This window comes from Rhodococcus ruber (genome assembly GCF_016804345.1).
Lineage (GTDB): Bacteria > Actinomycetota > Actinomycetes > Mycobacteriales > Mycobacteriaceae > Rhodococcus > Rhodococcus ruber.
In genome coordinates this window covers 23117-45590 of sequence record NZ_CP044211.1, presented here as the reverse complement: position 1 = coordinate 45590, position 22474 = coordinate 23117, and the positions used below count along the sequence as shown (strand labels likewise).

20 protein-coding genes are annotated in these 22474 nt (G+C 69.1%); 19 read left to right on the top strand and 1 reads right to left on the bottom strand.

Translation table 11 applies throughout. The annotated features are described in order from the left end of the window. Positions 1 to 16: 16 nt before the first annotated feature. Positions 17 to 571, bottom strand: coding sequence for a nuclear transport factor 2 family protein (locus F1734_RS00210; protein ID WP_040271093.1), 555 nt, complete (start codon positions 569 to 571; stop codon positions 17 to 19). A gap of 224 nt (positions 572 to 795) precedes the next feature. Between F1734_RS00210 and F1734_RS00205 the strand changes: the two genes are divergently transcribed. From F1734_RS00205 to F1734_RS00115, 19 genes are all read left to right on the top strand, one after another. Then, positions 796 to 1959 (top strand): acyl-CoA dehydrogenase family protein, encoded by a 1164-nt coding sequence (locus F1734_RS00205; protein ID WP_048771423.1) that lies wholly within the window; start codon positions 796 to 798, stop codon positions 1957 to 1959. A 43-nt stretch (positions 1960 to 2002) separates the two neighbouring features. After that, complete coding sequence (locus F1734_RS00200; protein ID WP_203011757.1) at positions 2003 to 2776, top strand: SDR family NAD(P)-dependent oxidoreductase; 774 nt, start codon at positions 2003 to 2005, stop codon at positions 2774 to 2776. Between the two features lie 28 nt (positions 2777 to 2804). After that, positions 2805 to 3830, top strand: coding sequence for an LLM class flavin-dependent oxidoreductase (locus F1734_RS00195; protein ID WP_003938470.1), 1026 nt, complete (start codon positions 2805 to 2807; stop codon positions 3828 to 3830). After that, positions 3830 to 5500, top strand: a complete 1671-nt coding sequence (locus tag F1734_RS00190; protein ID WP_010594034.1) for an AMP-binding protein — start codon at positions 3830 to 3832, stop codon at positions 5498 to 5500. Before F1734_RS00195 ends, F1734_RS00190 begins: the two co-directional genes overlap by 1 nt. Before the next feature lie 20 nt (positions 5501 to 5520). After that, positions 5521 to 6687: an acyl-CoA dehydrogenase family protein gene (locus F1734_RS00185; protein WP_003938468.1), complete on the top strand. Its 1167-nt coding sequence runs from the start codon at positions 5521 to 5523 to the stop codon at positions 6685 to 6687. 9 nt (positions 6688 to 6696) lie between these two features. Beyond that, on the top strand, positions 6697 to 7587 hold the full coding sequence (locus tag F1734_RS00180) for an HpcH/HpaI aldolase/citrate lyase family protein (RefSeq protein ID WP_010594033.1): 891 nt from the start codon (positions 6697 to 6699) through the stop codon (positions 7585 to 7587). Continuing rightward, the gene (locus tag F1734_RS00175) at positions 7587 to 8054 is read left to right on the top strand and encodes a MaoC family dehydratase (RefSeq protein ID WP_003938466.1); all 468 of its coding nucleotides are present in this window, start codon (positions 7587 to 7589) and stop codon (positions 8052 to 8054) included. The genes F1734_RS00180 and F1734_RS00175 overlap by 1 nt, the downstream gene beginning before the upstream one ends. Position 8055: 1 nt before the next feature. After that, a complete protein-coding gene (locus F1734_RS00170; protein ID WP_010594032.1) occupies positions 8056 to 9537 on the top strand; it encodes an aldehyde dehydrogenase family protein in 1482 nt (493 codons plus the stop codon). A 73-nt stretch (positions 9538 to 9610) separates the two neighbouring features. Further along, positions 9611 to 10822 (top strand): CaiB/BaiF CoA transferase family protein, encoded by a 1212-nt coding sequence (locus tag F1734_RS00165; RefSeq protein ID WP_010594031.1) that lies wholly within the window; start codon positions 9611 to 9613, stop codon positions 10820 to 10822. A 129-nt stretch (positions 10823 to 10951) separates the two neighbouring features. Further along, positions 10952 to 12274, top strand: a complete 1323-nt coding sequence (locus F1734_RS00160) for an acyclic terpene utilization AtuA family protein (RefSeq protein WP_010594030.1) — start codon at positions 10952 to 10954, stop codon at positions 12272 to 12274. Continuing rightward, complete coding sequence (locus F1734_RS00155) at positions 12271 to 12591, top strand: AtuA-related protein (protein ID WP_003938462.1); 321 nt, start codon at positions 12271 to 12273, stop codon at positions 12589 to 12591. Before F1734_RS00160 ends, F1734_RS00155 begins: the two co-directional genes overlap by 4 nt. Next, positions 12588 to 14069 (top strand): aldehyde dehydrogenase family protein, encoded by a 1482-nt coding sequence (locus tag F1734_RS00150; RefSeq protein WP_203011212.1) that lies wholly within the window; start codon positions 12588 to 12590, stop codon positions 14067 to 14069. Before F1734_RS00155 ends, F1734_RS00150 begins: the two co-directional genes overlap by 4 nt. Next, positions 14066 to 15736: an AMP-binding protein gene (locus F1734_RS00145; RefSeq protein ID WP_010594027.1), complete on the top strand. Its 1671-nt coding sequence runs from the start codon at positions 14066 to 14068 to the stop codon at positions 15734 to 15736. The genes F1734_RS00150 and F1734_RS00145 overlap by 4 nt, the downstream gene beginning before the upstream one ends. Beyond that, entirely contained in the window at positions 15721 to 16797 is a 1077-nt protein-coding gene (locus F1734_RS00140; RefSeq protein WP_203011211.1) for an LLM class flavin-dependent oxidoreductase, read from the top strand. Before F1734_RS00145 ends, F1734_RS00140 begins: the two co-directional genes overlap by 16 nt. Beyond that, a complete protein-coding gene (locus F1734_RS00135; protein ID WP_099528087.1) occupies positions 16794 to 18068 on the top strand; it encodes a cytochrome P450 in 1275 nt (424 codons plus the stop codon). Before F1734_RS00140 ends, F1734_RS00135 begins: the two co-directional genes overlap by 4 nt. A 231-nt stretch (positions 18069 to 18299) precedes the next feature. Beyond that, entirely contained in the window at positions 18300 to 19127 is an 828-nt protein-coding gene (locus F1734_RS00130) for a mycofactocin-coupled SDR family oxidoreductase (RefSeq protein WP_274382438.1), read from the top strand. Positions 19128 to 19168: 41 nt separating this feature from the next. Further along, entirely contained in the window at positions 19169 to 19696 is a 528-nt protein-coding gene (locus F1734_RS00125; RefSeq protein WP_048771434.1) for a nuclear transport factor 2 family protein, read from the top strand. Positions 19697 to 19718: 22 nt separating this feature from the next. Then, the gene (locus tag F1734_RS00120; protein WP_203011209.1) at positions 19719 to 21395 is read left to right on the top strand and encodes an FAD-dependent oxidoreductase; all 1677 of its coding nucleotides are present in this window, start codon (positions 19719 to 19721) and stop codon (positions 21393 to 21395) included. A gap of 226 nt (positions 21396 to 21621) precedes the next feature. Next, positions 21622 to 22455: a mycofactocin-coupled SDR family oxidoreductase gene (locus tag F1734_RS00115; RefSeq protein ID WP_203011208.1), complete on the top strand. Its 834-nt coding sequence runs from the start codon at positions 21622 to 21624 to the stop codon at positions 22453 to 22455. Positions 22456 to 22474: the final 19 nt, after the last annotated feature.

Here is a 22474-nt window from a genome sequence, read left to right as displayed (position 1 = left end):
TGCATCACACCGAGGGTCACCGGTAGGTGGACCAGGTGGGCAGGCTTTCGGGGAAGTCGGCGCGCTGGGGGTGGGTGCCGGGCCACTGGATGCGTTCGGTTGTACACAGTCCTGCGTTCATCTTCTCGAACGGCACGGCGTACATGAACCGCAGGCTCCGTCGCCGGAACAGCCATCGGTCACGGTCGCGGACGTACTCGTCGGAGTACCGGTACGCAGCCATCACGAGCGTGCCGTCGAGTGCGAGTTCGGCTCTGCCCGTGAGCAATCCGCGAGCAGTGTCACCGTCGACGCAGATCTGGTCGCTGAGCGGGGAGTGCAGGGTCAGGCTGTACCTGTCCATGGCGGCGACGTAGAACTCGCGGATCTCCTCGTGCCCGTGGGCGACGGAGCCGGCCCGTTCGAATTCGCCGTCCTCGGTGAACAGCGACAGCAGCGTCTCGATGTCGTGATCGTCCACCGCGATGGCGTAGGCGGCGACGAGGTCCTGGATGCGGGCGCGGTCCTCGAGTCGGGTGAGGCGGCGAGCCAGCTCCTCGAGGGTGCCGGGACGCGGATCGACGGTCGTCATGTGACCTCCCTGAATAATGATAACGATTGTGATGTATTACACATCATGACGTGCAGTCGGGGAAGGGTGACGCTCCGGCGGTGCCGCACGACACGAGAGAAGTGCGGGGCAACCCGTTGCCTCTTAATCATTATCATGGTTAGTATGTGAGTTATTGAACTGAGTGACCTTGACCACACCTGGCGGGCGCTTTAGGTTAATGATGAACACAGAAAGGTGGGGACATGGCGAAAGCGCACGTCGACGACGAGCTCCGGGACATCCGTGCGGCCGCGGCGACCGTAGCCCGGGAGCGCTACGCACCGAAGGCTGCGCAGTGGGATCTCGAACGCACCGCCTTCCCGCACGACGAGCGCCGCTTCCTCGGCGAACTGGGGTACCTCGGCATCTCGTTGCCGGAGGAGTACGGAGGCTCCGGCGCCCCGCTGTCCCACGCCCTGGCGGTGATCGAGGAGTTCGCGAAGGTCTGCCGGCCGGCGGCCTTCCAGATCTTCGAATCCAACACCGGGCCGGCTCAGGCCATCGCCCGACTCGGCACGGAACACCAGAAGAAGACGTTCCTGCCGCAGATCGTCGCGGGGGAGAAGACCATGGCGGTCGCGATCTCCGAGCCCGACGCCGGCTCCGCCGCCACCGACATGACGACCAAGGCCGTGCGCACCGACGAGGGTGTCGTGATCAACGGCATGAAGCGGTGGATTTCCAACGGTAGCGAGGCCGACGTCTACCTCACCTACTGCCGCATGGGCGACGCCCCCGGCGCCAAGGGCATCGGAGCAGTCCTCGTCGAGGCCGACCGGCCCGGCATCAGCTACGGCGCGCGCGAGAAGCTCATGGGCTTCCGGGGCATCCCGTCGGCCGACATCTTCTACGACGACGTGGTCGTCCCGGAGGAGAACATCGTCGCGGAGGCCGGTGGCTTCCGGAAGTTGTTCGGGGCGTTCACCATCGAGCGCCTGGGCAACACGACTATGAGCCTGGCCATCGGACAGGAGGCGCTCGACCGCACCCTCACCTACGTGCAGGAGCGCCACCAGTTCGGCAAGCCGCTCGTGGAGTTCCAGTCCGTCCAGATGACCCTCGCCGACATGGTCCTGCAGGTCGAGGCCGCCCGTCTGCTCCGCGACCGCGCCGTCGCCAACATCACCGACGGCCTGCCCGACCCGCTCGAGGTCTCCCTCGCCAAGTGCACCGCCAACGAAATGGCCAAGCGCGTCACCGACCTGGCCATCCAGCTGCACGGCGGCAACGGGTACACCGAGGAGTTCGGAATCGAGCGGCTGCACCGCGATTCGCACGGGTGGGCGCTGGCCGGCGGTACACCGACCATGCAGCGCACCCGGATCGTCTCCGAGCTCCTCGGCCGTACGTTCGATCAGCGCGCCTGACATTGCAATCAACGAAGAACTTATCGAGAACGAGGTGAACGAAATGCTGGGTCGTTACGAGGGACGTATCGCCGCGATCATCGGCGGCGGTTCGGGCATGGGCCGCGCGATCAGTCATCGCATCGCCCAGGAGGGCGGTCACGTGTACGTCGCCGACCTGTCCGAGGACGGGGCGGTCGCCGTCGCCGAGGAGATCCGGGCCGAGGGTGGTCAGGCCACTCCGATGCGGGTGGACGCGACGAACAAAGCTGATCTCCGCTCGCTGTTCGGCAAGATCGACGCCGACCACGGAGTCCTGCACGCACTGCACGCCCAGGTCGGCATGCCCGGTCCGGGCGGCCTCGACGTGGACGACGCGCAGTGGGAGAAGAACATCGCGGTCAACGTCAAGAGCGCGTACTACTCCACGACGCTCGGGTTCGAGCTGCTGAAGAAGGCCGAAGGCAAGGGGTCGGTGACGCTCACGTCGTCGACGTCGGCGCTCATCGGTTCGCCCTTCAGCCCGATCTACTCGATGACGAAGGGCTCGCTCGTCCCGTTCGGCCGCTCCCTCGCCCTGCTCGGCGCGAAGGACGGCATCCGGGTCAACGTCATCTGCCCGGGACAGGTCGTCACCCCGATGCTCTCGCAGTTCTTCGGCCGCGAGCCCGGCGCCGACGTCTCGGCTCTGACCAAGGACTTCGTCGCCACCATCCCGCTGGGCCGGGGCGCGCAGCCGGAGGAGATCGCCTCGGTGATCGCCTTCCTCAACAGTGACGATGCCAGCTACATCACCGGCGTGACCATTCCGGTCGACGGCGGACTCACCGCTCAGTAACGACCACTTCGACCGGGAGGACAGGACCATGGTTCAGGTCGGCTTGCTGCTCAGCGACGTTCCGAAGTCGGTGAGCCCCGCACAGCAGTTCAAGGATGTACTGCGCATCGTCGATGCGGCGCAGGAGAACGGCTTCACATACATCGCGATCGGTCAGCACTTCCTCTACGGGGAACTGCGGTGGCTGCAGCCCGTGCCGCTGCTCGCCCGCCTCGCCGCGCACGTCGAGCCGAACGTCAAGCTCGTCACCCAGATCATGATCGCGCCGCTGTACCACCCGGTGATGCTGGCCGAGGAGATCGCCACGCTCGACGTGGTCACCGAGGGCCGGTTGATCTTCGGTGCCGGGCTCGGCTACCGGCCCGAGGAATTCGACTACCTCGGCATCCCGTTCAAGCAGCGCGCCGGGCGGTTCGACGAGTCGCTGCAGATCATGAAGAAGCTGTGGACGGAGGAAGAGGTCACCTTCCACGGCAAGTACTTCCAGCTCGAGGGCGTCAAGCCGCACCTGTTCCCGGTGCAGGATCCGCACCCGCCGATCTGGATCGGTGCGCACGCGATGGGCGGTGTCCGCCGTGCCGGCAAGTACGGTGACGCCTACGCGACACCGCCGGAAACCCCGAAAGAGGAAGTGCTCGAACGCTTCCGGGTCGTCCGTGATCTCTTCGCCGAACGCGGCAAGGAATTCGGTCCCCAGCCGCTGCGCCGCAACGTGCTCGTCGCCGACACCCGCGAGCAGGCGATGCAGGAATACGCCCGGGTGGCGCAGGGCCGTTACCTCACCTACGCGAACAAGGGCCTCGACGTCATGAAGGGCACCGACCTCGAGAACGAGTTCGCGAAGGCGGTGTCGAGCCACGCCGTCGTCGGTGACCCCGAGCAGGTCGTCGCGCAGCTGACCGACCTGGTGACCACCATGCCGGTCGACCCGCTGCTGATGCGTCCGCAGTGGCCGACGATGGACGCGGACGAGACCATCGCGGCCATCGCCCGGCTCGGCAAGGAAATCGTTCCGTCGATCACCGCGATCCCCGCGAACCGGGAGTTGTCCTGATGCAGACCTACACCGACCTGAAACCGACCTTCACCGATCCGGAGGACTGGACGCTGAACCACGTGCTGCGCACGTACGCTGCGTCCCAGCCGGATTCGGAGTTCCTCGTCACACCGGAGGAGAACCGGCGCTTCACCTACGCCGAGATGCTCTCCTCCGCCGAGCGGATCGCGAGCACCTGGTACCGCACCGGTGCGCAGCAGGGCGAGCGCGTCGTCATCATGGCGCAGAACTCGTCCGAGCTCGTGCGCTCCTGGTTCGCCACGGCCGTCGGCGCGCTCGTCGAGGTGCCGATCAACACCAACTACGAGGGCGAGTTCCTCCGTCACCAGGTGGTGACCGTCGAGCCGCGGTGGGCGGTGATCGACGACACCTACGCCGAACGCTTCGTGACGATCGCCGAGCATGCGCGCGGCATCGAGAAGTTCTGGGTGATCGACTCGGGCACCGGAAACCGGGACCGCGCAGTCGACCTGCTGCGCGCCCACGGGTGGGACGCCGAAGCGTGGGAGACGCTGGAATCGGGCGAGGTGCAGGAGCTTCCGCAGGCCCGGCCCCAGGATCTCGGGGCGATCTTCTTCACCTCCGGGACCACCGGCCCGTCCAAGGGCGTGGCCATGCCGAACTCGCAGTTGTACTTCTTCGCGCAGGAGGTGGTGTGCTTCACCCGGCTCACCCGGGAGGACACCTACCTCACCACCACCCCGCTGTTCCACGGCAACGCCCAGTTCATGGCGGTCTATCCCGCACTGGTGGCCGGCGCGCGGGCCGTGGTGCGACCGAAGTTCAGCGCGAGCCGCTGGATCGACCACGTGCGCGACGACGACGTCACCGTCACCAACTTCGTCGGGGTCATGATGGACTTCGCGTGGAAGCAGCCGCCGCGCGAGAACGACCTGGACAACCGCCTGCGCTGCGTGTACGCGGCGCCCACGGCGTCCTCGATCGTCGACGAGTTCAAGAAGCGCTACGGCATCGAGGCGTTCGTCGACGCGTTCGGGCTCACGGAGACCTGCGCACCGATCGTCGCGCCCTACGGGGTGCCCCGGCCGCCCGGCGCGGCCGGACTCGCCGCCTCGGAGTGGTTCGACATCCGCCTGGTCGACCCGGAGACGGACCGCGAGGTCGAGGTCGGGCAGGTCGGCGAGCTGGTCGTGCGTCCGGTGCAGCCGTGGACGTGCAGCATGGGGTACTACAACATGCCGGAGAAGACGCTCGAGGCGTGGCGCAATCTGTGGTTCCACACCGGCGACGCCCTCAAGAAGGACGAGGACGGCTGGTTCTACTTCGTCGACCGCTACAAGGACGCGTTGCGCCGTCGCGGCGAGAACATCAGCTCCTACGAGATCGAGCAGGCGGTCCTCGGCCACCCGGCCGTCGTCGAGTGCGCGGTGATCGGTGTCCCCGCCGACGTCGAGGGCGGTGAGGACGAGGTCCTCGCGACGGTGGTGGGCACCGGTGACGTCGGCCCGGAGGAGATCCTGGCCTGGTGCGACGGCCGGATTCCGGCCTTCGCGATCCCGCGCTACCTTCGATTCGTCGGCGAACTGCCGAAGACGCCGTCGGAGAAGGTCCGCAAGGCGGTCCTGCGCGAGGAGGGCATCACCCCCGACACCTACGACCGCACCGCGGTCTCCGACAGCGACCGCACCGCGGTTCCTGCGGTCTGACGGCCGGAAAGGCAACCGAGATGGACTACAGCAAGAACGAGACGCACGAGGAGATCCGGCGGGGGATCCGCGATCTGTGCAAGCGGTTCCCCGACGAGTACTGGGCCGAACACGACGAGTCCCACGAGTTCCCGTGGGAGTTCTACAACGCCATGGCCGAGGGCGGCTGGATGGGTCTGACCGTCCCGGAGGAGTACGGCGGCGGCGGCCTCGGCGTCACCGAGGCCGCGATCGTCGAGCGGGAGATCGCCGCGTCCGGCGCCGGCATGGGTGGGTGCAGCGCGGTACATATCGGCATCTTCGGGTTCGAGCCGATCATCCACCACGGTTCCGAGGAGATGAAGCGCAAGTACCTGCCGCGCGTCGTCACCGGTGAGCTGCACACGTCGTTCGCCGTCACCGAGCCGGACGCCGGCACGGACACCACCAACATCCGCACCTTCGCCAAGAAGGTCGACGGCGGCTGGCTGGTGTCCGGCAAGAAGGTGTGGATCACCAAGGCGCAGGAGGCCGAGCGCATGCTCCTGCTGTGCCGCACCAGCCCCCGCGACGAGAACGCCAAGCGCACCGCCGGCATGACGCTGATGTTCGCCGAGATGGACCGCAGCAAGGTGCAGATCCGGCCGATCCCCAAGATGGGCCGCAACGCCGTCGACACCAACGAACTGTTCATCGACGAGCTGTTCGTCGCCGACGAGGACGTCGTCGGCGAGGTCGGGCACGGCTTCCGCACGATCCTCGGCGGCCTCAACGCCGAGCGGGTCATCTCCGCGAACGCCGCGCTCGGCATCGGTGAGGCGGCGCTGCGCCGCGGCGTCGACTACGCCAAGCAGCGCGAGGTCTTCGGCCGTCCCATCGGGCAGAATCAGGGCATCGCGTTCCAGCTCGCCGAGGCGCGCATCCGGCTCGACGCCGCCGAGGCGGTCCTGGACAAGGCGACGTGGATGGTCGATCAGGGACTGCCGTGCGGCCGCGAGGCGAACGCGGCGAAGTTCCTGTGCGCCGAGGCCGGCTTCTACGCCGCGGACGTGGCTCTGCAGACCCACGGCGGCTTCGGGTACGGCAAGGAGTTCCACGTCGAGCGGTACTTCCGCGAGGCCCGCCTCATGCGGATCGCGCCGATCAGCCAGGAGATGGTCCTCAACTACACGGCCGAGCACGTGCTGGGCTTGCCGCGAAGCTACTAGGAGGGCGACGTGCAGCCGTATCGTTCGATCCTGTTCGTCCCGGGGCACCGCCCGAAGTGGGTGGACAAGGCGATCGCCGCCGGCGCCGACTGCGTGGTGCTCGACCTCGAGGATTCGGTGCCCGCCGCGGAGAAGGCGGCGGCCCGCGCGACCGTGGCCGAATCCATCGCCCGCGTGCGTGAAACGAACCGGGAAGTCGGGTTGTTCGTGCGGGTCAACCCGCTCGCGACCCGGCTGACCGGCGCCGATCTCGAGGCGGTCGTGGTGCCCGGGCTGACCGGAATCTTCGCCCCGAAGATCGAGCAGGCCACCGACGTCCTGCGCTACGACGCCCTGCTCGACCACTTCGAGATGCGAAACGGCGTCGACGGGCTCGAGTACATCGTCCCGGTCGAGACGGTGCGCGCCATCCACAACTGCCTCGAGGTGGCCACCGCATCGCCGCGCGTCGGTGCGATGATCGGTCCGTCCGCCGAGCACGCCGACATCGCCCGCGAGGTCGGCTACGAGTGGACCCCGGAGGGGCAGGAGACGCTCTACCTGCGCAGCCGGGTGCTGCTCGCCTGCCGGGAGGCCGGCATCCACGCCCTGACCGGTCTGTGGGAGGATCTCGAGAACCTGGACGGGCTTCGCGACTTCGCGGTGCGCGGCCGCCGGCTCGGGTTCCGCGGGATGATTGCGATCCACCCCTCCCACGTGGCCACCGTCAACGACGTGTTCAGCCCGTCGGAGCAGGACCTCGAGTTCTACCGCGGGCTCGCCGAAGCCTACGAGAAGGCGGAGGCGGAGGGCGTCGGTGCGCTGCGGTATCGCGGCCTGCACATCGACAAGGCCCACTACGACAAGGCAATTCAATGGCTTGAGCGAGCCGAGGCGATCCTACGGAGAGGTGAACGGTGATGCGCGGTCTGTACTTCGAGGAGTTCGAGGTCGGGAAGCACTACAAGCACTCGATGACCCGCACCGTCACCGAGATGGACAACGTGATGTTCACCTCGCTGACGATGAACATCCAGCCGCTGCACCTCGACGAGGAATTCTGCAAGACGACGATCCACAAGCAGCGGGTGGTGAACAGCCTGTTCACCGTCGCGCTGATCGGTGCGTTCCACGTTCCCGAGCTGACCATGGGGACCACCCTCGGGAACCTCGGCTACGACAAGGTCAAGTTCCCGAATCCGGTCTTCCACGGCGACACCCTGCGTGCGGAGACCACCATCCTGAAGAAGCGTGAATCCGAGAGCCGCACCGACAGCGGCATCGTGTGGTTCGAACACCGCGGCTTCAACCAGCGCGACGAACTGGTCTGCCTGCTCGAGCGCGTCGGCCTGATGGCCAAGCGCCCCACCACCGAGGAAGGTGCCTGAGATGACTGCAGCGCCCGAAACCGAATTCCCCTTGAAGGACTGGGTTCCCGAGACCCGGACCCTGCTGATCGGCGACCGGGAGGTCGAGCCGGCCGGTGACACGTGGGACGTCTACAACCCGGCCACCGAAGAGGTCATCGCCACCGTCGGCGGCGCCTCCACCGACCAGGTCGACGACGCCGTCGCCGCGGCCCGCGCCGCCTTCCCGGCCTGGTCGGCCCTGAGCGGCGAGGAACGCTCCCGCCACATCCACCGCTTCGCCGACGTGCTCGAGAAGGCCGCCGACCGGCTGCTGCCCTCGATCGTCAACGAGGTCGGTACCCCGGTCTCGCTCGCCGAGTACCTGCAGGTCAAGATGGCCGTCGACGAGCACCTCCGGTGGGCGGCCGAAGCGGCGAAGACCGACCGCACCGTCCACCTCGGCGAGTACGACAAGCCGGTGCCGACGATGAGCGACGTCGTGTACGAGCCGGTGGGTGTCGTCGCGGCGATCACCGGCTACAACTACCCGCTGAACCTGGCCATCTTCAAGTTCGGCGCCGCGCTCGCCGCCGGCTGCACCGTGGTGCTGCTGCCGTCCCCGCGCACCCCGCTGACCACCCTCTTCCTGGGCGATCTGATCCGCGAGGCCGGCCTGCCGCCGGGCGTGATGAACGTCGTCATCGGCGGCGCCGACGTCGGGCAGCGGCTGTCCTCGCATCCCGGCGTGGACCGGGTGTCCTTCACCGGATCCGACGGTGTGGGCGCGAAGATCATGGAGCAGGCCGCCGCGAACCTGGCCGGGGTGACCCTCGAGCTCGGCGGCAAGTCGCCGAACATCGTGCTGCCCGGTGTGGACGTGCAGAAGATCGCCGTCGAGATGCACCTGCGCTGGTCCCGCAACGGCGGGCAGGGCTGCGCGGCCCTCGCCCGGCTGCTGGTGCACGACTCGGTCTACGACGAGTTCCTCGAGGCCGGCGCGTCGGCATTCGACCAGATGGTCGTCGGCGATCCCTGGGACCGTGCGACGAACATCGGCCCGATGATCCGGCCCGACCACCAGAACCGCGTGCAGGGCTTCATCGACAGTGCGGCGGCCGAGGGCGGCAGGAAGCTGCTCGAGGTGACCAAGCCGGTGCCGGAGAAGGGCTGGTTCGTCAATCCGGTTCTGCTCGGCAACCTTCCGCACAACGCGCGTGCGGTGCAGGAGGAGATCTTCGGCCCCGTCGCGGTGATCCTGCCGTTCAAGGACACCGAGGAAGCCATCCGCCTCGCCAACGACACCCCCTTCGGTCTCGCCGCGAACGTCTGGTGCGACGACCCGGTCGAGGCGCGCCGCGTGGCCGAGAAGATCCGGGCCGGAACGGTGTGGATCAACGGCGGTGGCGCCATGCGTCCGGACGCGCCGTTCGGCGGCTACGGGCGCTCGGGCGTCGGCCGTGAACTCGGCGAGTGGGGGATGCGCGAGTACCTCGAGGTCAAGCACATCCAGTGGCGGATCTGATTCGCCGGCAAGGGGTTCGACACCATCGCATTCGGCCGGGCCGAATCGGACGACAAAGCTAGGAGAGACGACGATGAACGCATCCGCTGCGGGCCCGCTCGCGGGCGTCAAGGTGCTCGAACTGGGCACCATGTATGCCGCCCCCACCGCGGGGCGCATGCTCCGCGACTTCGGTGCCGAGGTGGTCAAGGTCGAGGATCCGACGACCGGCGACTTCGCGCGCCAGTGGGTTCCGCAGAAGGAGGGGCTGTCGCTGGGCTTCTCCCGGCTCAACGCCGGGAAGAAGTCCCTCGGCATCGACCTGCGTTCGCCGGAGGGGCGTGACCTGGTGCGCCGGCTCGCGGCCGAGGTCGACGTCGTCGTCGAGTCGTTCCGTCCCGGCCGGCTCGAGGAGTGGGGCCTGGGCTACGACGTGCTGAGCGCGGACAACCCGGGATTGGTGCTGGCCCGGGTGTCCGGGTTCGGGCAGACCGGGCCCAATCGGAGCCTGCCGGGCTTCGGCACCGTCGCCGAGACGGCCAGCGGTTTCGCCCACGTCAACGGCTGGCCGGACTCGCCGCCGACCTCCCCGCCGTTCGGGTTCGCCGATTCCATCGCCGGGCTGTCCGCCGCGATGGGCGTGGCGATGTCGCTGTACAAGCGGGAGCGCACCGGGCAGGGCGACGTCGTGGACGTCGCGCTGTACGAGCCGCTGATGTTCATCATCGGCGACATGTTCCTGCGCTACACCGCGCTCGGGGAGATCCAGCAGCGCATCGGCAACGCCACCGGCGCGGCGTCGCCGCGCGGCATCTACGAGGCCCAGGACGGGCGCTTCCTGTCCATCGCGGCGTCCAATCAGGGCATCGCCAAGCGGCTGTTCGCCGCGATGGGACGGCCCGAGATCATCGAGGATCCCCGCTACGCCACCAATGCCGCGCGTCTCGAGCACAACGACGAGGTGCAGGCGATGGTGAAGCAATGGGTCGGCTCGATGCCGCGGGCGAGCGTGCTCGAGACCCTGGAGAAGTTCGAGGTCGTCAGTGCGCCGGTGAACGATGCCGCGGACGTCGTCGCCGACCCGCACTTCCAGGAACGCACCCTCGTCGAGATCACGGGCAACGAGATCATGAAGGGCGTGCTGATGCCGGGACCGGTGCTGCACCTCGGCAGCTACGACGGCCCCGACTACGACGGGGTGCCCACCATCGGCGAGCACACCGCCGAGGTGCTCTCGGACCGGCTGGGGCTCACCGGGGACCAGCTTACGGCGCTCGCCGAGGCGGGCGTGATCGGCAAGTCCTGACAGTCGCACGGGCCGCAGTCCGAGAATCGATGCGGTGAACCGGAATCCGCCCACGACACGGCGTGCGCGGATTCCGGTCGTGCGCACATTTCCGTGGTTCGCCGACGCACGCGACGAGACGAGGTAGCAATGCATCTGAGTATCGGTTCGGGGTCGGCGTACGCCAACGACCGCCTCGAGACGGCGGCCGCCATGGCCGACAGCGGCCGGGTGCAGTACATGGGTTTCGACTGCCTGGCCGAACGCACGATGGCGCTGGCCCAGATCCGCCGCCTGCGCGATCCGTCGACCGGCCAGGACGAGCGCATCTCCGCCCTGGTGCCGATCCTGCGCCGATTCCTCGCATCGGGAGGCCGCGTCGTCGGCAACTTCGGTGCCGCCAATCCCGACGCCGCCGCAGCCGAATTCGCCGAGAACCTCCGCGCCCTGGGGCTCGGGGGAACCCGGATCGGCATCATCCGCGGCGACGACGTGCGGGCGGCCGTCACGGAAGCCGACGTCGCGCTCCCCGAACTCGGCACCACCACCCGGGCCGTCGCCGACCGGATCGTCTCCGCCAACGCCTACATCGGGGCCGACCCCATCGTCGACTGCCTCCAGCAGGACGCCCAGATCGTGCTCGGCGGTCGGATCGCCGACCCGTCCCTGTTCGTCGGGCCGATCTGCCACGAGCTGGGATGGTCGCTCGACGACTGGGACCGCGTCGGCACCGCGACCCTCGCCGGGCACCTGCTCGAGTGCGGCGTCCACAGCACCGGCGGCAACTTCGAGGACCCGCCCTACCGGGTCGTCCCCGACCCCCACAACCTGAGCTTCCCCCTCGCCGAGATCGACGACGACGAGCTGATCGTCACCAAGCTCGACGGCACCGGCGGCGCCGTCGACCTGCGCACCACCCGCACCCAGCTCTACTACGAGATCCACGATCCCGCTCGCTATCTCACGCCCGACGTGACCGCCGACTTCAGCGACGTCCGGATCGAACAGGCCGGGCCCGACCGGGTGCGCCTGTCCGGCGCCCGCGGCTCCGCCCGCCCCGACACCCTCAAGGTGCTCGTCGGCGTCGACCTCGGCTACAAGGCCGTCGCCGAGATCTCCTACGGCGGTCCGGGCTGCGTCGACCGCGCCCGGCGCGCCGAGGAGATCGTGCGCCGGCGCCTCGAACCGATCCGGGCGCAGATCGACGAACTGCGGATCGAACTGCACGGCGTCGACACCCTGTTCGGTGATCGCATCGCCGGCGGCGAGCCGGCCGAGGTCCGGCTGCGGCTCGCGGCCCGTGCGCTCGACCCCGACGTCGCCAAGGCCGCCGCGTACGAGGTCGAATACCTGTACTTCGGTCCCGCGGGCGGGGGTGGTGTGGTCACCTCGGTCGTCCCCGCCGTCGTCGTGACCCCCGCCCTGCTGCCCCGCAGCGATGTCCCCCTCTCCGTGGAGGTGACTACCGCATGAAACTTCGTGACGTCGCGTACAGCCGCTCCGGCGACAAGGGCGACACCAGCAACATCTGTGTGTTCCCGCACGACGACGCCGACTACGAGTGGCTCCGGTCGGTGCTCACCGAGGACGTCGTCGCGAAAGCCTTCGGCGATCTCGTCCAGGGCGAGGTGATCCGCTACGAGATCCCGGTGAACTGCTGCCTGAACTTCGTCCTCACCCGCGCGCTCGCGGGCGGCGTCTCCAAGTCCCTTCGGGTCGATCCGCACGGAAAGTCTTACCAGTCCCTGATTCTCGACATCGACGTACCCGGACGCGAGGAGAAGCGATGATCGACGATCTGTTCGCGCGGGTGGCCCAGGGTCCGTCCGTGCACGTCGGTGGCGGATGGGAGAGCGGGCGGGGTGAGACGTTCGAGTCGATCGATCCCGCCACCGAGGAGGCGCTGGCCCGGTGGACCGGCGCCGACCGGGAACAGACCGAACGCGCGGTCACGGCCGCCCGGCACAGCTTCGACGCCGGGGAATGGCGGACCGCCGCCCCGGACCAGCGCGCCGAGGTCCTGCGGCGGCTGGCGGAGCTGATCGACGAGCACGCCGATCAGCTCACCGGACTGGTCGTGCGGGAGGTCGGATCACCCGTCGGTCTGGCCCGCACCCTGCAGGTCGCGCAACCGGCGATCAACTTCCGGTGGTTCGCCGACGCGGCGCTGCGCGGTCCCCGCGGCGGTTACCAGGAGCGGCTGCCCGGCATCCGCGGGGCGGTGTCGTCCGAAAGCCTGCTGCTGCGCGAACCGATCGGGGTGGTGTCGGCGATCGTCCCGTACAACTACCCGCTGAACATGATCTCGTGGAAGGTGGCACCCGCGCTCGCCGCCGGCTGCAGCGTCGTGCTGCTGCCCTCGCCGCGGGGCACGCTGTCCGCGCTGGCCTTCATGCATCTCGCCGCCGAGGCCGGCCTGCCGCCGGGTGTGCTGAATCTGGTGCCGGGCGGGGCGGACGTGGGCGAAGTGCTCACCACCCACCCCGGCGTCGACATGGTGAGCTTCACCGGATCCTCCGCCGTCGGCGCGACCGTGATGGCACAGGCCGCGGCCACGCACAAGAAGGTCGTCCTCGAGCTCGGCGGCAAGTCCCCCAACATCCTGCTCCCGTCGGCGGACCTGTCCGCCGCCGTGGGGCCGTCGATCCTGCGGTTCTGCCGCAACGCGGGCCAGGGCTGCGGTGCCACCACCCGGATCCTCGTACCACACGACCGGATCGACGAATTCCTGGATCTGGCTGCCGGTTTCATCGAGGAGAACGTGCCGACCGGCGACCCGTGGGACGAGCGCACCGAGGTGGGTCCGCTGATCTCCGCCGAGCATCTCGCCCGCGTGCTCGGCTGCCTCGACCGCACCGTCGCCGCCGGCGGCCGCGTCGCGGTCAGTGGCGAGCGACCGGTGGGCAAGGGCTGGTTCCTGCCGCCCACTCTGGTGACGGGCGTGGACAATTCCGCCGAGATCTCCCGGGAGGAATTGTTCGCCCCCGTCGCGGTGGTCCTGCCGTACCGGGACGTCGAGGAGGCCGTGGCCATCGCCAACGACTCACCGTACGGGCTCAACGCGAGCGTCTTCGGTGATCACGCGGAGGCGGTGGCCGTGGCTCAGCGCCTCGACACCGGCACCGTCGCGATCAACGGCGGCGGCCCGATGCGGGCCGACGTGCCGTGGGGCGGATCGAAGCGCAGCGGTACCGGCGTCGAGATGGGTGAGGACGGATTCCTCGAGTTCTTCCGCGTCAAGCACCTGAACTGGCAGGTGCCGGCATGACGTCCGAAGCCCCGACGCCCCCGCGGGCTCTCGCATACCCGATCCTCGACCGCCCGGCGACGGATCGCGCGCTCGGTGCGTACACCGGCGACCGCACGGTGCCGTGGCTGCTCGACCGGTGGCGCACCGACCGGCCGGACAAGACCTTCCTCGTCTGGGAGCCGCATACCGGCGCCGGGGCACAGCGCTGGACCTACGCGGAATTCGGCGCCGCAGTCGATCGGCTCGCGGCTGGACTGCAGGCCCGCGGCATCGCACCCGGCGACCGTGTGGTGCTGCTGATGGACAACTGCCCCGACTTCCTCGTCGGATGGGCAGCGATCGTGTCGGCCGGCGCGGTCGCGGTGTGTCTCAACACCCGCAGCAGCGCCGACGAACTCGCCTACTACGACCGGCACTGTGCGCCTCGCGCCGCGCTGGCCGGAACCGGTCTGGCGGAGATCGCTCGGGACGCCATGCCCGGGCTCGAGTGGATCGCCGCGTCCGGCGGCACCGACAGCCTCGTCGTCCCGCCCGTGGCGTCCCCGGCGCCGACCGGAACGACCTGCGCTCTGGGCGAGCTGAGCGGAACCGGCGTGGCGCCGGCACCGGTGTCCGTCGATCCGCTCGCGCCCGCGAGCATCCAGTACACCTCCGGGACGACGGCGCGACCGAAGGCCGTGGTCTGGACGCACGCCAACTGCCTGTGGGCCGCCCAGGTCAATTCCGCGCACGCCGGTCTGCGTGGGACCGACGTCGGGCTGATCACCCTGCCGCTGTTCCACACCAACGCCCTGGGGTACTCCTTCCTGGGACTGCTGTGGGTCGGCGCCACCGCGGTGCTGACGCCGAAGTTCTCCGCGTCCCGCTTCTGGGACGTCTCGCTCCGGCACCGGTGCACGTGGGCGTCGGTGGTGTCGTTCATGCTCCGCGCCCTGGCCGGCGCGCCGGTCCCGCCCGACCACACCTACCGGCACTGGTCGGGCAGCGCGGCCCAGCGGCCGGTGAGCGGCAGGATCCGCACGACGGGCTGGTTCGGCATGACGGAAACCGTCTCGCACCCCGTCGTCAGCGAACTGGCCCATCCCGACCCCGACGGGACGATGGGACGTGCGGCACCCGAGTACGCCGTCGCCGTCGTCGGCGCCGACGGTCGTCCCGTGGAGCCGGGCACGGTGGGGGAGCTGTGGGTGCGGGGTACGCCGGGGGTGTCCCTGTTCGCCGGCTATCTCCACGACGACGACGCCACGCGCGCGGCCTTCACCGCCGACGGATGGTTCCGCACCGGCGACCGGGTGCGCCAGGACCGGTCCGGTCAGTACTGGTTCGTCGAGCGATCCAAGGACATGCTCAAGGTCGGTGGGGAGAACGTCGCCGCCGCCGAGGTCGAACGCGTGGTCGCCACCGTGCCGGGGGTCCGGGAGGTCGCCGTCGTGGCGAAACCCGACCGCATGCTCGGCGACGTCCCGGTCGCGTTCGTGATCGCGGACGGCGCCGCGCCCGGCGACCTGCCCGCCGAGATCGACCGGGTGTGTGCCGAACTGCTGTCCGACTTCAAACGGCCACGTCAGATCCATCTGGTGCCGGAGTTCCCGCGCGCCACCCTGAACAAGGTCGCCAAGGCGAAGCTGCGGCACTGGCTCCTCGAGCCGCCTGCGGAAGCGAGGAAGACATGGACCTGGGTGTGATCCTCGGCGACGTGCACACCACGCTGTCGCCGCGCGAACACCTCGACGGACTGCTGCGACAGGTCGAGGCGGCGCAACGCAACGGTGTGCGCTACATCGTGATGGGCCACCACTACATCTACGGCAATCTGCGCTGGCTGCAGCCGATCCCCACGCTCGCCCGGATCGCGGCCGAACTGGACCCCGGCGTGAAGATCGGGACGATGGTGGTGCAGGTGCCGCTGTTCCATCCGGTCGCACTCGCCGAGGAACTCGCCACCCTCGACATCCTCACCCGCGGCAATCTCATCGTCGGTGCCGGCGCGGGGTACCGGCGTGAGGAGTTCACCGCCTTCGGTGTCGACTTCGATCAGCGGTTCGCGATGATGGACGAGGCGCTGCAGATCGTGCGGATGATGTGGACGCAGGACGAGGTCGACTGCCACGGCAGGTTCTGGCGTCTCGACGGCGTGAAGACCCACATCCGCCCCTGGCAGGACCCGCATCCGCCGATCTGGATCGGTGCGCTGCGGGATTCGGGTGTCCGGCGGTCCGCACGGCTGGGGGACGCGTGGCCGGTGACACCGGAGACACCGACCGAGGACATGCATCGCATGTTCGGCGTGTACGCGGCGGCCCGGCGCAGGCACGGGCGACCGCCGGTCGCGCGGCATCCGCTGCGCCGCGAGATCGTTCCCGGCGCCACCACCGAAGACGCGTTCCGGCGCTTCGAATTCATGGCACGGGACCGCCTCCTGGCCTACGCCCAGCGCGAACTGGCCACGCGCGATGCCACCGCCCTCACCGACAGGTTCCGGCAGGTCGCCGCGAAGGAGGCGATCATCGGTACCGCCGACGACTGCCTCGACCAGTTGCGCACCCTCGCGGCGCAGGTGCCCGTCGACCCGGTGATCGTCCGGGCCCAGTGGCCCGACATGACGGCCGACGACGTCGTCGCGTACCTCGACGATCTCGGCCGGGACATCGTTCCCGGCATGCGGGAGATCGTGCCGGTCGACGCCCGTGCCGTGGTGGACCACTCGGAGATCCCGCACCCCGGCCCGACAGGAGCGCCCCGATGACGGTCGACGACCGAAGCGCCGAACGACATTGTCCCGTGGTCGACTTCGACCACAATTCGGCGTCGCACGCCGAGGACACGGTCGGCTCCTACCGGCGGTTGCGGGAAGCGGGACCGGTGATCCGGTCCACCCGGCACGGGGGCTTCTGGGTACTCACCGACTACGAGGGCGTCTTCGAGGCCGCCCGCGAGGACCAGGTCTTCTCGTCCGCGCGGTGCCCCTACGGTGGCGAGGGCCTGGCCACCGTCATCCCCAAGACGCCGGTGAACCACCACATCCCCGTCGAACTCGACCCTCCGGAACATCGGAAGTACCGCAAGCTGATCAACCCGCTCACCGCCCCGGCAGCGGTCGAGCACTTGCGGCCGGTGATCGAGAAGTACACGACGCGGTTCCTCGACGAGGTGATCGAGGACGGCGAGTGCGACTTCGCGACGGTCATCGGTGTTCCCGCGGTGGTGACGATCGACTGGCTCGGTCTGCCTCCCGAGGACTGGGAACGGTACGCGCACGCGCATCACGCCGCGCTGTCCGACCGACCCGGAACGCCGGAGTTCGAGCACGCGATCGCCGTCGAGTTCCCTTGGATGGAGGAACAATTGCGTGCCGCGATCGCCGAGCGGCGCACGTCTCCGCGGGAGGACGTGCTCAGTCGTCTCGTGGGCTCGGAGGTGGACGGCCGGCCGGTCACGGACGACGAGGTCTTCGCCATCGCCGAACTGCTCGTCTCCGGCGGCGTGGGCACCACCGCCTCCCTCGTCAGCCAGACGCTCATGTACCTCGACCGTCACCACGACCTGCGCCGCACCCTGGCCGCGCATCCGGAGAAGCTGCCGCGCGCGATCGAGGAATTCCTGCGGGTCTTCTCGCCCACACAGGCGCTGGCCCGCACCGTCACCCGGGACGTGGAGTTCCGCGGGCACGACTTCCGCACGGGCGACCGCGTGCTCCTCGGCTGGGCGTCGGCGAATCGCGACCCGAAGGCGTTCGAGGACCCGGACACCGTGGACATCGAGCGGTGGCCGAACCGGCACACGGCGTTCGGGATGGGTGTGCACCGATGCGCGGGCGCACACATCGCCCGTGCCCTGTCGCTCGAGCTGCTCGGTCAGATCCTGAGCCGCATGCCGGATTACGAGATCCTGCACGACGAGGTCGTGCCGTTCCCGCATCAGGCGGTCAATCCGGGGTGGAAGCGCATCCCCGCGCGCTTCACGCCGGGCCGGCGCCGCGGAGCCCGTGCTGCGGGCGATGTGCGAAATCCCCACTGAACGACGGCCGTACGGCGCGTGTCCGTCGGCCGGAACGGTCGCTCCGGCCGGCATGCTTCCCGGGTTCTGCCGTTGACTCACCGGGGTGTGATGTGAGCATAATCATATGCACAGATTTCTTCCGCTGTTGTCTTCGCGCAGTTCCCGGCGCGGTGCGCCACCGGCGATCGACGCCGGTACGTCACGACCACCCCGTCCGGGACGCGAACCGAACACCGAAAGGCTTACACCGTGGGATTCGACGGCATGGTTGCATTCGTCACCGGTGCGGCGAGAGGGCAGGGACGCAACCACGCGGTGCGCCTCGCCCGGGAGGGCGCCGACATCATCGCACTCGACCTGTGCGCGCCGGTGCAGGGTGCCCCGTACGACATGGCCACCCGGGCGGACCTCGACGAGACGGTCCGGCTGGTGCAGGCCGAGGGGAGGCAGATCGTCGCCGCCGAAGCGGACGTGCGGGATTCGGCAGCGGTCGCAAAGGCCGTGGCGGCGGGCGTCGAACGGTTCGGCCGCCTCGACGTCGTCGTCGCCAACGCGGGGATCGCCGGCAGCTATCCGGTCGAGGATCTCACCGACGACATCTGGCGCGACATGATCGACATCAACCTCACCGGCGTGTGGAACACGGTGAAGGCCTCCGTCCCGCACCTGCGGGCGGGCGGCCGCGGCGGCAGCATCGTGCTGATCAGTTCCATCGCGGGACTGAAGGGGCTGCCGAACAACGCCCACTATGCCGCTGCCAAGCACGGTGTGCTGGGCGTGATGCGCAGCCTCGCCAACGAACTCGGACGCGAGGGCATTCGGATCAACGCGGTCCTGCCGACCAACGTCGAGACCCGGATGCTGCTCAACGACGCGATCTACAAACTGTTCCTGCCGGACGAGGTGCAGCCCACCCGCGAGCAGGTCGAACCCCTGCTGCACGGCATGCACGCCCTCGACGTCCCGTTCGTGCAGCCCGACGACGTCAGCAACGCCGTCCTGTTCCTCGCCGGATCCCAGTCCCGCTACGTCACCGGCATCACGATGCCGATCGACGCCGGCGCGTTGGTGAAGTAGTGCCGGGCCCCGACATGCCCTCAGCGACGGGAGGATTCGACATGCGCGATACCCGGGACCGCCACCCGCGACGGACGGCGGACGTCCTCGAGATCCGCGAACTGGCCACACGGTACGCCCTGGCCGTCGACGACCACGACATGGCGACGCTGGCCGCCCTGTACACGCCCGAGGCCGCATTCTGCGGCCTGACCGAGACGCTGCGCGGACGGGACGCGATCGTCGCCTACGTGCGGACCGCGCTCGACGGCTACGACGGCGTCAGCGTGCACACCCCGCACCCCGGCACGGTGGATTTCACCGGCGAGGACACGGCACGCGGCATCGTGCCCTGCCATGTCGAGTTCGCCCGGGCGGGCGTGCAGAGCATCCTCGCACTCCGGTACCACGACCGCTACGTCCGGCAGGACGGCCGCTGGTACTTCGGTGAACGCCGGCTCGAGGTCCGGTACGCGACACCGACCACCGACTACGGGACGGTTCTCACCGCTGCGACAGCACCCGAGCCCTCGCGTCCCACCACGCAGGACGGACAGCGTCGACCGAGTCCGTCCGCCGTCGTCGACTGAACCACCCGAGAGAGGGATTGCGATGCAACACAACGAAGAAACGGCCGAGTACGACGTCGTCGTGCTCGGCAGCGGAGCCGCCGGACTGTGCGCCGCGCTGTCGGCTGCCCGGAGCGGCGCCCGGGTGGGCGTGTTCGAGAAGGGCGAACTGCTCGGCGGCACCACGTGCTTGTCGAGCGCCGTGGCGTGGCTGCCGAACAACCGGTACGCGCGGGAGGCGGGAATCGCCGACTCGCGTGAGGGGGCCCTCGCCTACCTCGAGTCGTTGTCGCACGGGATGATCCTGCCCGAACTCGCCGAGGCGTTCGTCGACACGGTTCCCGAACTGCTGGAGTGGCTCGACACCACCCCGCTGAAGATGCGCCTCGTCGCCGGGTACCCCGACTACCACCCCGAGCGGCCGGGTGGCATGCCGCACGGCGGACGCTCGCTCGAACCGGAGTTGTTCAGCTTCATCGACCTCGGGCGGTGGGAGGACAAGCTCGTCGGGGTCCCGCGGCGTATGACGGTCACGGAGACCCCCATCGGCGGTGGCACCGGCCACCTTCCGGCCGACGTGCAGGAGCAGCGCGAGCGCGACCACGTGGAGGGTCTCGGCCGTGGCATGGTCGCGGCCCTGCTCCAGGGCTGTCTCGACGAGGGCGTGGCGGTGCACACCGGCGAGCGCGGCGTGCGGCTGATCCAGGACGAGTCCGGCCGCGTCACGGGTGTGCGGTTCGAGGGGCGGGGCGTTCTGCACGACGTGCGCGCCGAGCACGGCGTCGTCCTCGCCACCGGCGGCTTCGAATGGGACGAGCGTCTGCGGCGCGACTTCCTGCGTGGGCCGCTGGCGCACCCGGCCACGGTCCCCACGTGCACCGGGGACGGTCTGCGCATGGCGATGCGTGTGGGCGCGCAGCTCGGCAATATGCGCGAGGCTTGGTGGGCTCCGGTCGCGGTGCTGCCCGGGCAACGGGCGAACGGTGCGCAGGCGGTTCAGCTCGTGCACCGGGAGCGGACGGCGCCGCATTCGATCATGGTGAACCGGCACGGACGCCGGTTCACCAACGAGGCGACCAACTACAACGCCCTCGGCGGCGCGTTCCATCATCTCGACGCCCACGACTTCGACTATCCGAACCAGCCCTGCTGGCTGATCTTCGACGCCGACCATGTCGAGAAGTACGGGGCGTTCGGGGCCGCGCCGGGTACGGAAGTGCCCGAGTGGGTGGTGCGTGCCGACACCCTCGCCGATCTCGCGCGGCGGATCGAGGTCCCCGCGGACGCGCTCGAGTCGACGGTGGCCCACTGGAACGAGGACGTGCGCCGGGGCCACGACAGCGAGTACCACCGCGGGGAGAGCGTGTACGACGGGTTCGTCGGTGACAAGGACAAGTACCCGGGCGTGGAATCCACCCTGGGACCGGTCGCGCGGGGGCCCTTCTACGCGGTGCAGATCCACAGCAGCACGCTCGGCACGAAGGGCGGCCCGCGCACCGACGCCGACGGCGCGGTCCTCGATGTCGACGATCGCGTCATCCCCGGACTGTTCGCCGCGGGCAACGTCATGGCGGCCCCCACCGGGATGGTGTACGGCGGAGCCGGCGGAACGCTCGGTCCGGCACTGGTGTTCGGCTACCGGGCGGGCCGGGCCGCGGCGCGGGCGGCCGGATCCCCGCCCGAATCCGACGGCATCCTGATGGAGCCGACGACGGTGTGACATTCGGCGGGCGGACCCGCCGAACACCCGCGCAGTTCCCGGTCAGACGCGACAGCAATTGCTGTTGCGTCTGACTGTTGTGCGCGCGGGTCCGGAACCTGTTCCGGCGCGGGACGTAGGTGTCCGACGATCGGGGACCTTCGGACCTAGTGGGCGCGCTAGCTAATAATGATGATAAGCATTAAGGTGCTCTTCGTCACAATCCGAGCAGAAGAGGAGATCGGAAATGGGTCGAGTAACCGGGAAGGTCGCGCTGGTCACGGGCGCCGCACGGGGGCAGGGGCGTTCGAATGCCGTCCGCCTCGCGGAGGAGGGCGCCGACGTCGTGATCCTCGACTCCTGCAAGGACATCGACACGGTCGCCTATCCGCTCGCCACCCCCGACGACCTCGCCGAGACCCGCCGTCTCGTCGAGGCCACGGGCAGTCGCTGCCTGTCCCGCGTCGTCGACGTGCGCGACCAAGCGGCCCTCGACCTGCTCGTCTCCGACGCCGTCGACGAGTTCGGGCACATCGACATCGTCAGCGCCAACGCCGGCATCGTGAGCTTCACCCCCACCTGGCACCTCAGCGACGAGGAGTGGCAGAACGTCATCGACGTCAACCTCACCGGGGTCTTCCACACCGTGCGGGCCGTCGTCCCCCGCATGATCGAGCAGGGCACCGGCGGCGCGATCGTACTCACCAGTTCCGTCGCGGCGATCCGGGCGAGTCGCAATCTGGGACACTACGCCGCCAGCAAGGGCGGGGTCGTCAGCCTCATGCGCACCCTCTCCAACGAGCTGGGGGAGCACGGTATCCGGGTCAACACCCTCAACCCCGGCACCGTCCGCACGGATATGATCGAGAACGACGCCATGTACCGGATCTACCGTCCCGACCTCGAATCGCCTACGCAGGCGGACATCGTCGACCACTGCCGCCGGCGCAACGAGCTCGATGTCCCCTGGGTCGAGCCCGTCGACATCAGCAACGCCCTGGTCTGGCTGGCCTCGGACGAGGCCCGCTACGTGACCGGCGTGGTGCTGCCCATCGACGCCGGGCTGCTCGCCAAGACCTAGACCTCCGGCTCGCCGCCGA

What these genes read in the sequence shown, in the direction of transcription:
- F1734_RS00210 (WP_040271093.1), bottom strand. Translation starts at nt 571, where the DNA reads ATGACGACCGTCGATCCGCGTCCCGGCACCCTCGAGGAGCTGGCTCGC.
- F1734_RS00205 (WP_048771423.1), top strand. Translation starts at nt 796, where the DNA reads ATGGCGAAAGCGCACGTCGACGACGAGCTCCGGGACATCCGTGCGGCC.
- F1734_RS00200 (WP_203011757.1), top strand. Translation starts at nt 2,003, where the DNA reads ATGCTGGGTCGTTACGAGGGACGTATCGCCGCGATCATCGGCGGCGGT.
- F1734_RS00195 (WP_003938470.1), top strand. Translation starts at nt 2,805, where the DNA reads ATGGTTCAGGTCGGCTTGCTGCTCAGCGACGTTCCGAAGTCGGTGAGC.
- F1734_RS00190 (WP_010594034.1), top strand. Translation starts at nt 3,830, where the DNA reads ATGCAGACCTACACCGACCTGAAACCGACCTTCACCGATCCGGAGGAC.
- F1734_RS00185 (WP_003938468.1), top strand. Translation starts at nt 5,521, where the DNA reads ATGGACTACAGCAAGAACGAGACGCACGAGGAGATCCGGCGGGGGATC.
- F1734_RS00175 (WP_003938466.1), top strand. Translation starts at nt 7,587, where the DNA reads ATGCGCGGTCTGTACTTCGAGGAGTTCGAGGTCGGGAAGCACTACAAG.
- F1734_RS00170 (WP_010594032.1), top strand. Translation starts at nt 8,056, where the DNA reads ATGACTGCAGCGCCCGAAACCGAATTCCCCTTGAAGGACTGGGTTCCC.
- F1734_RS00165 (WP_010594031.1), top strand. Translation starts at nt 9,611, where the DNA reads ATGAACGCATCCGCTGCGGGCCCGCTCGCGGGCGTCAAGGTGCTCGAA.
- F1734_RS00160 (WP_010594030.1), top strand. Translation starts at nt 10,952, where the DNA reads ATGCATCTGAGTATCGGTTCGGGGTCGGCGTACGCCAACGACCGCCTC.
- F1734_RS00155 (WP_003938462.1), top strand. Translation starts at nt 12,271, where the DNA reads ATGAAACTTCGTGACGTCGCGTACAGCCGCTCCGGCGACAAGGGCGAC.
- F1734_RS00150 (WP_203011212.1), top strand. Translation starts at nt 12,588, where the DNA reads ATGATCGACGATCTGTTCGCGCGGGTGGCCCAGGGTCCGTCCGTGCAC.
- F1734_RS00145 (WP_010594027.1), top strand. Translation starts at nt 14,066, where the DNA reads ATGACGTCCGAAGCCCCGACGCCCCCGCGGGCTCTCGCATACCCGATC.
- F1734_RS00140 (WP_203011211.1), top strand. Translation starts at nt 15,721, where the DNA reads ATGGACCTGGGTGTGATCCTCGGCGACGTGCACACCACGCTGTCGCCG.
- F1734_RS00135 (WP_099528087.1), top strand. Translation starts at nt 16,794, where the DNA reads ATGACGGTCGACGACCGAAGCGCCGAACGACATTGTCCCGTGGTCGAC.
- F1734_RS00125 (WP_048771434.1), top strand. Translation starts at nt 19,169, where the DNA reads ATGCGCGATACCCGGGACCGCCACCCGCGACGGACGGCGGACGTCCTC.
- F1734_RS00120 (WP_203011209.1), top strand. Translation starts at nt 19,719, where the DNA reads ATGCAACACAACGAAGAAACGGCCGAGTACGACGTCGTCGTGCTCGGC.
- F1734_RS00115 (WP_203011208.1), top strand. Translation starts at nt 21,622, where the DNA reads ATGGGTCGAGTAACCGGGAAGGTCGCGCTGGTCACGGGCGCCGCACGG.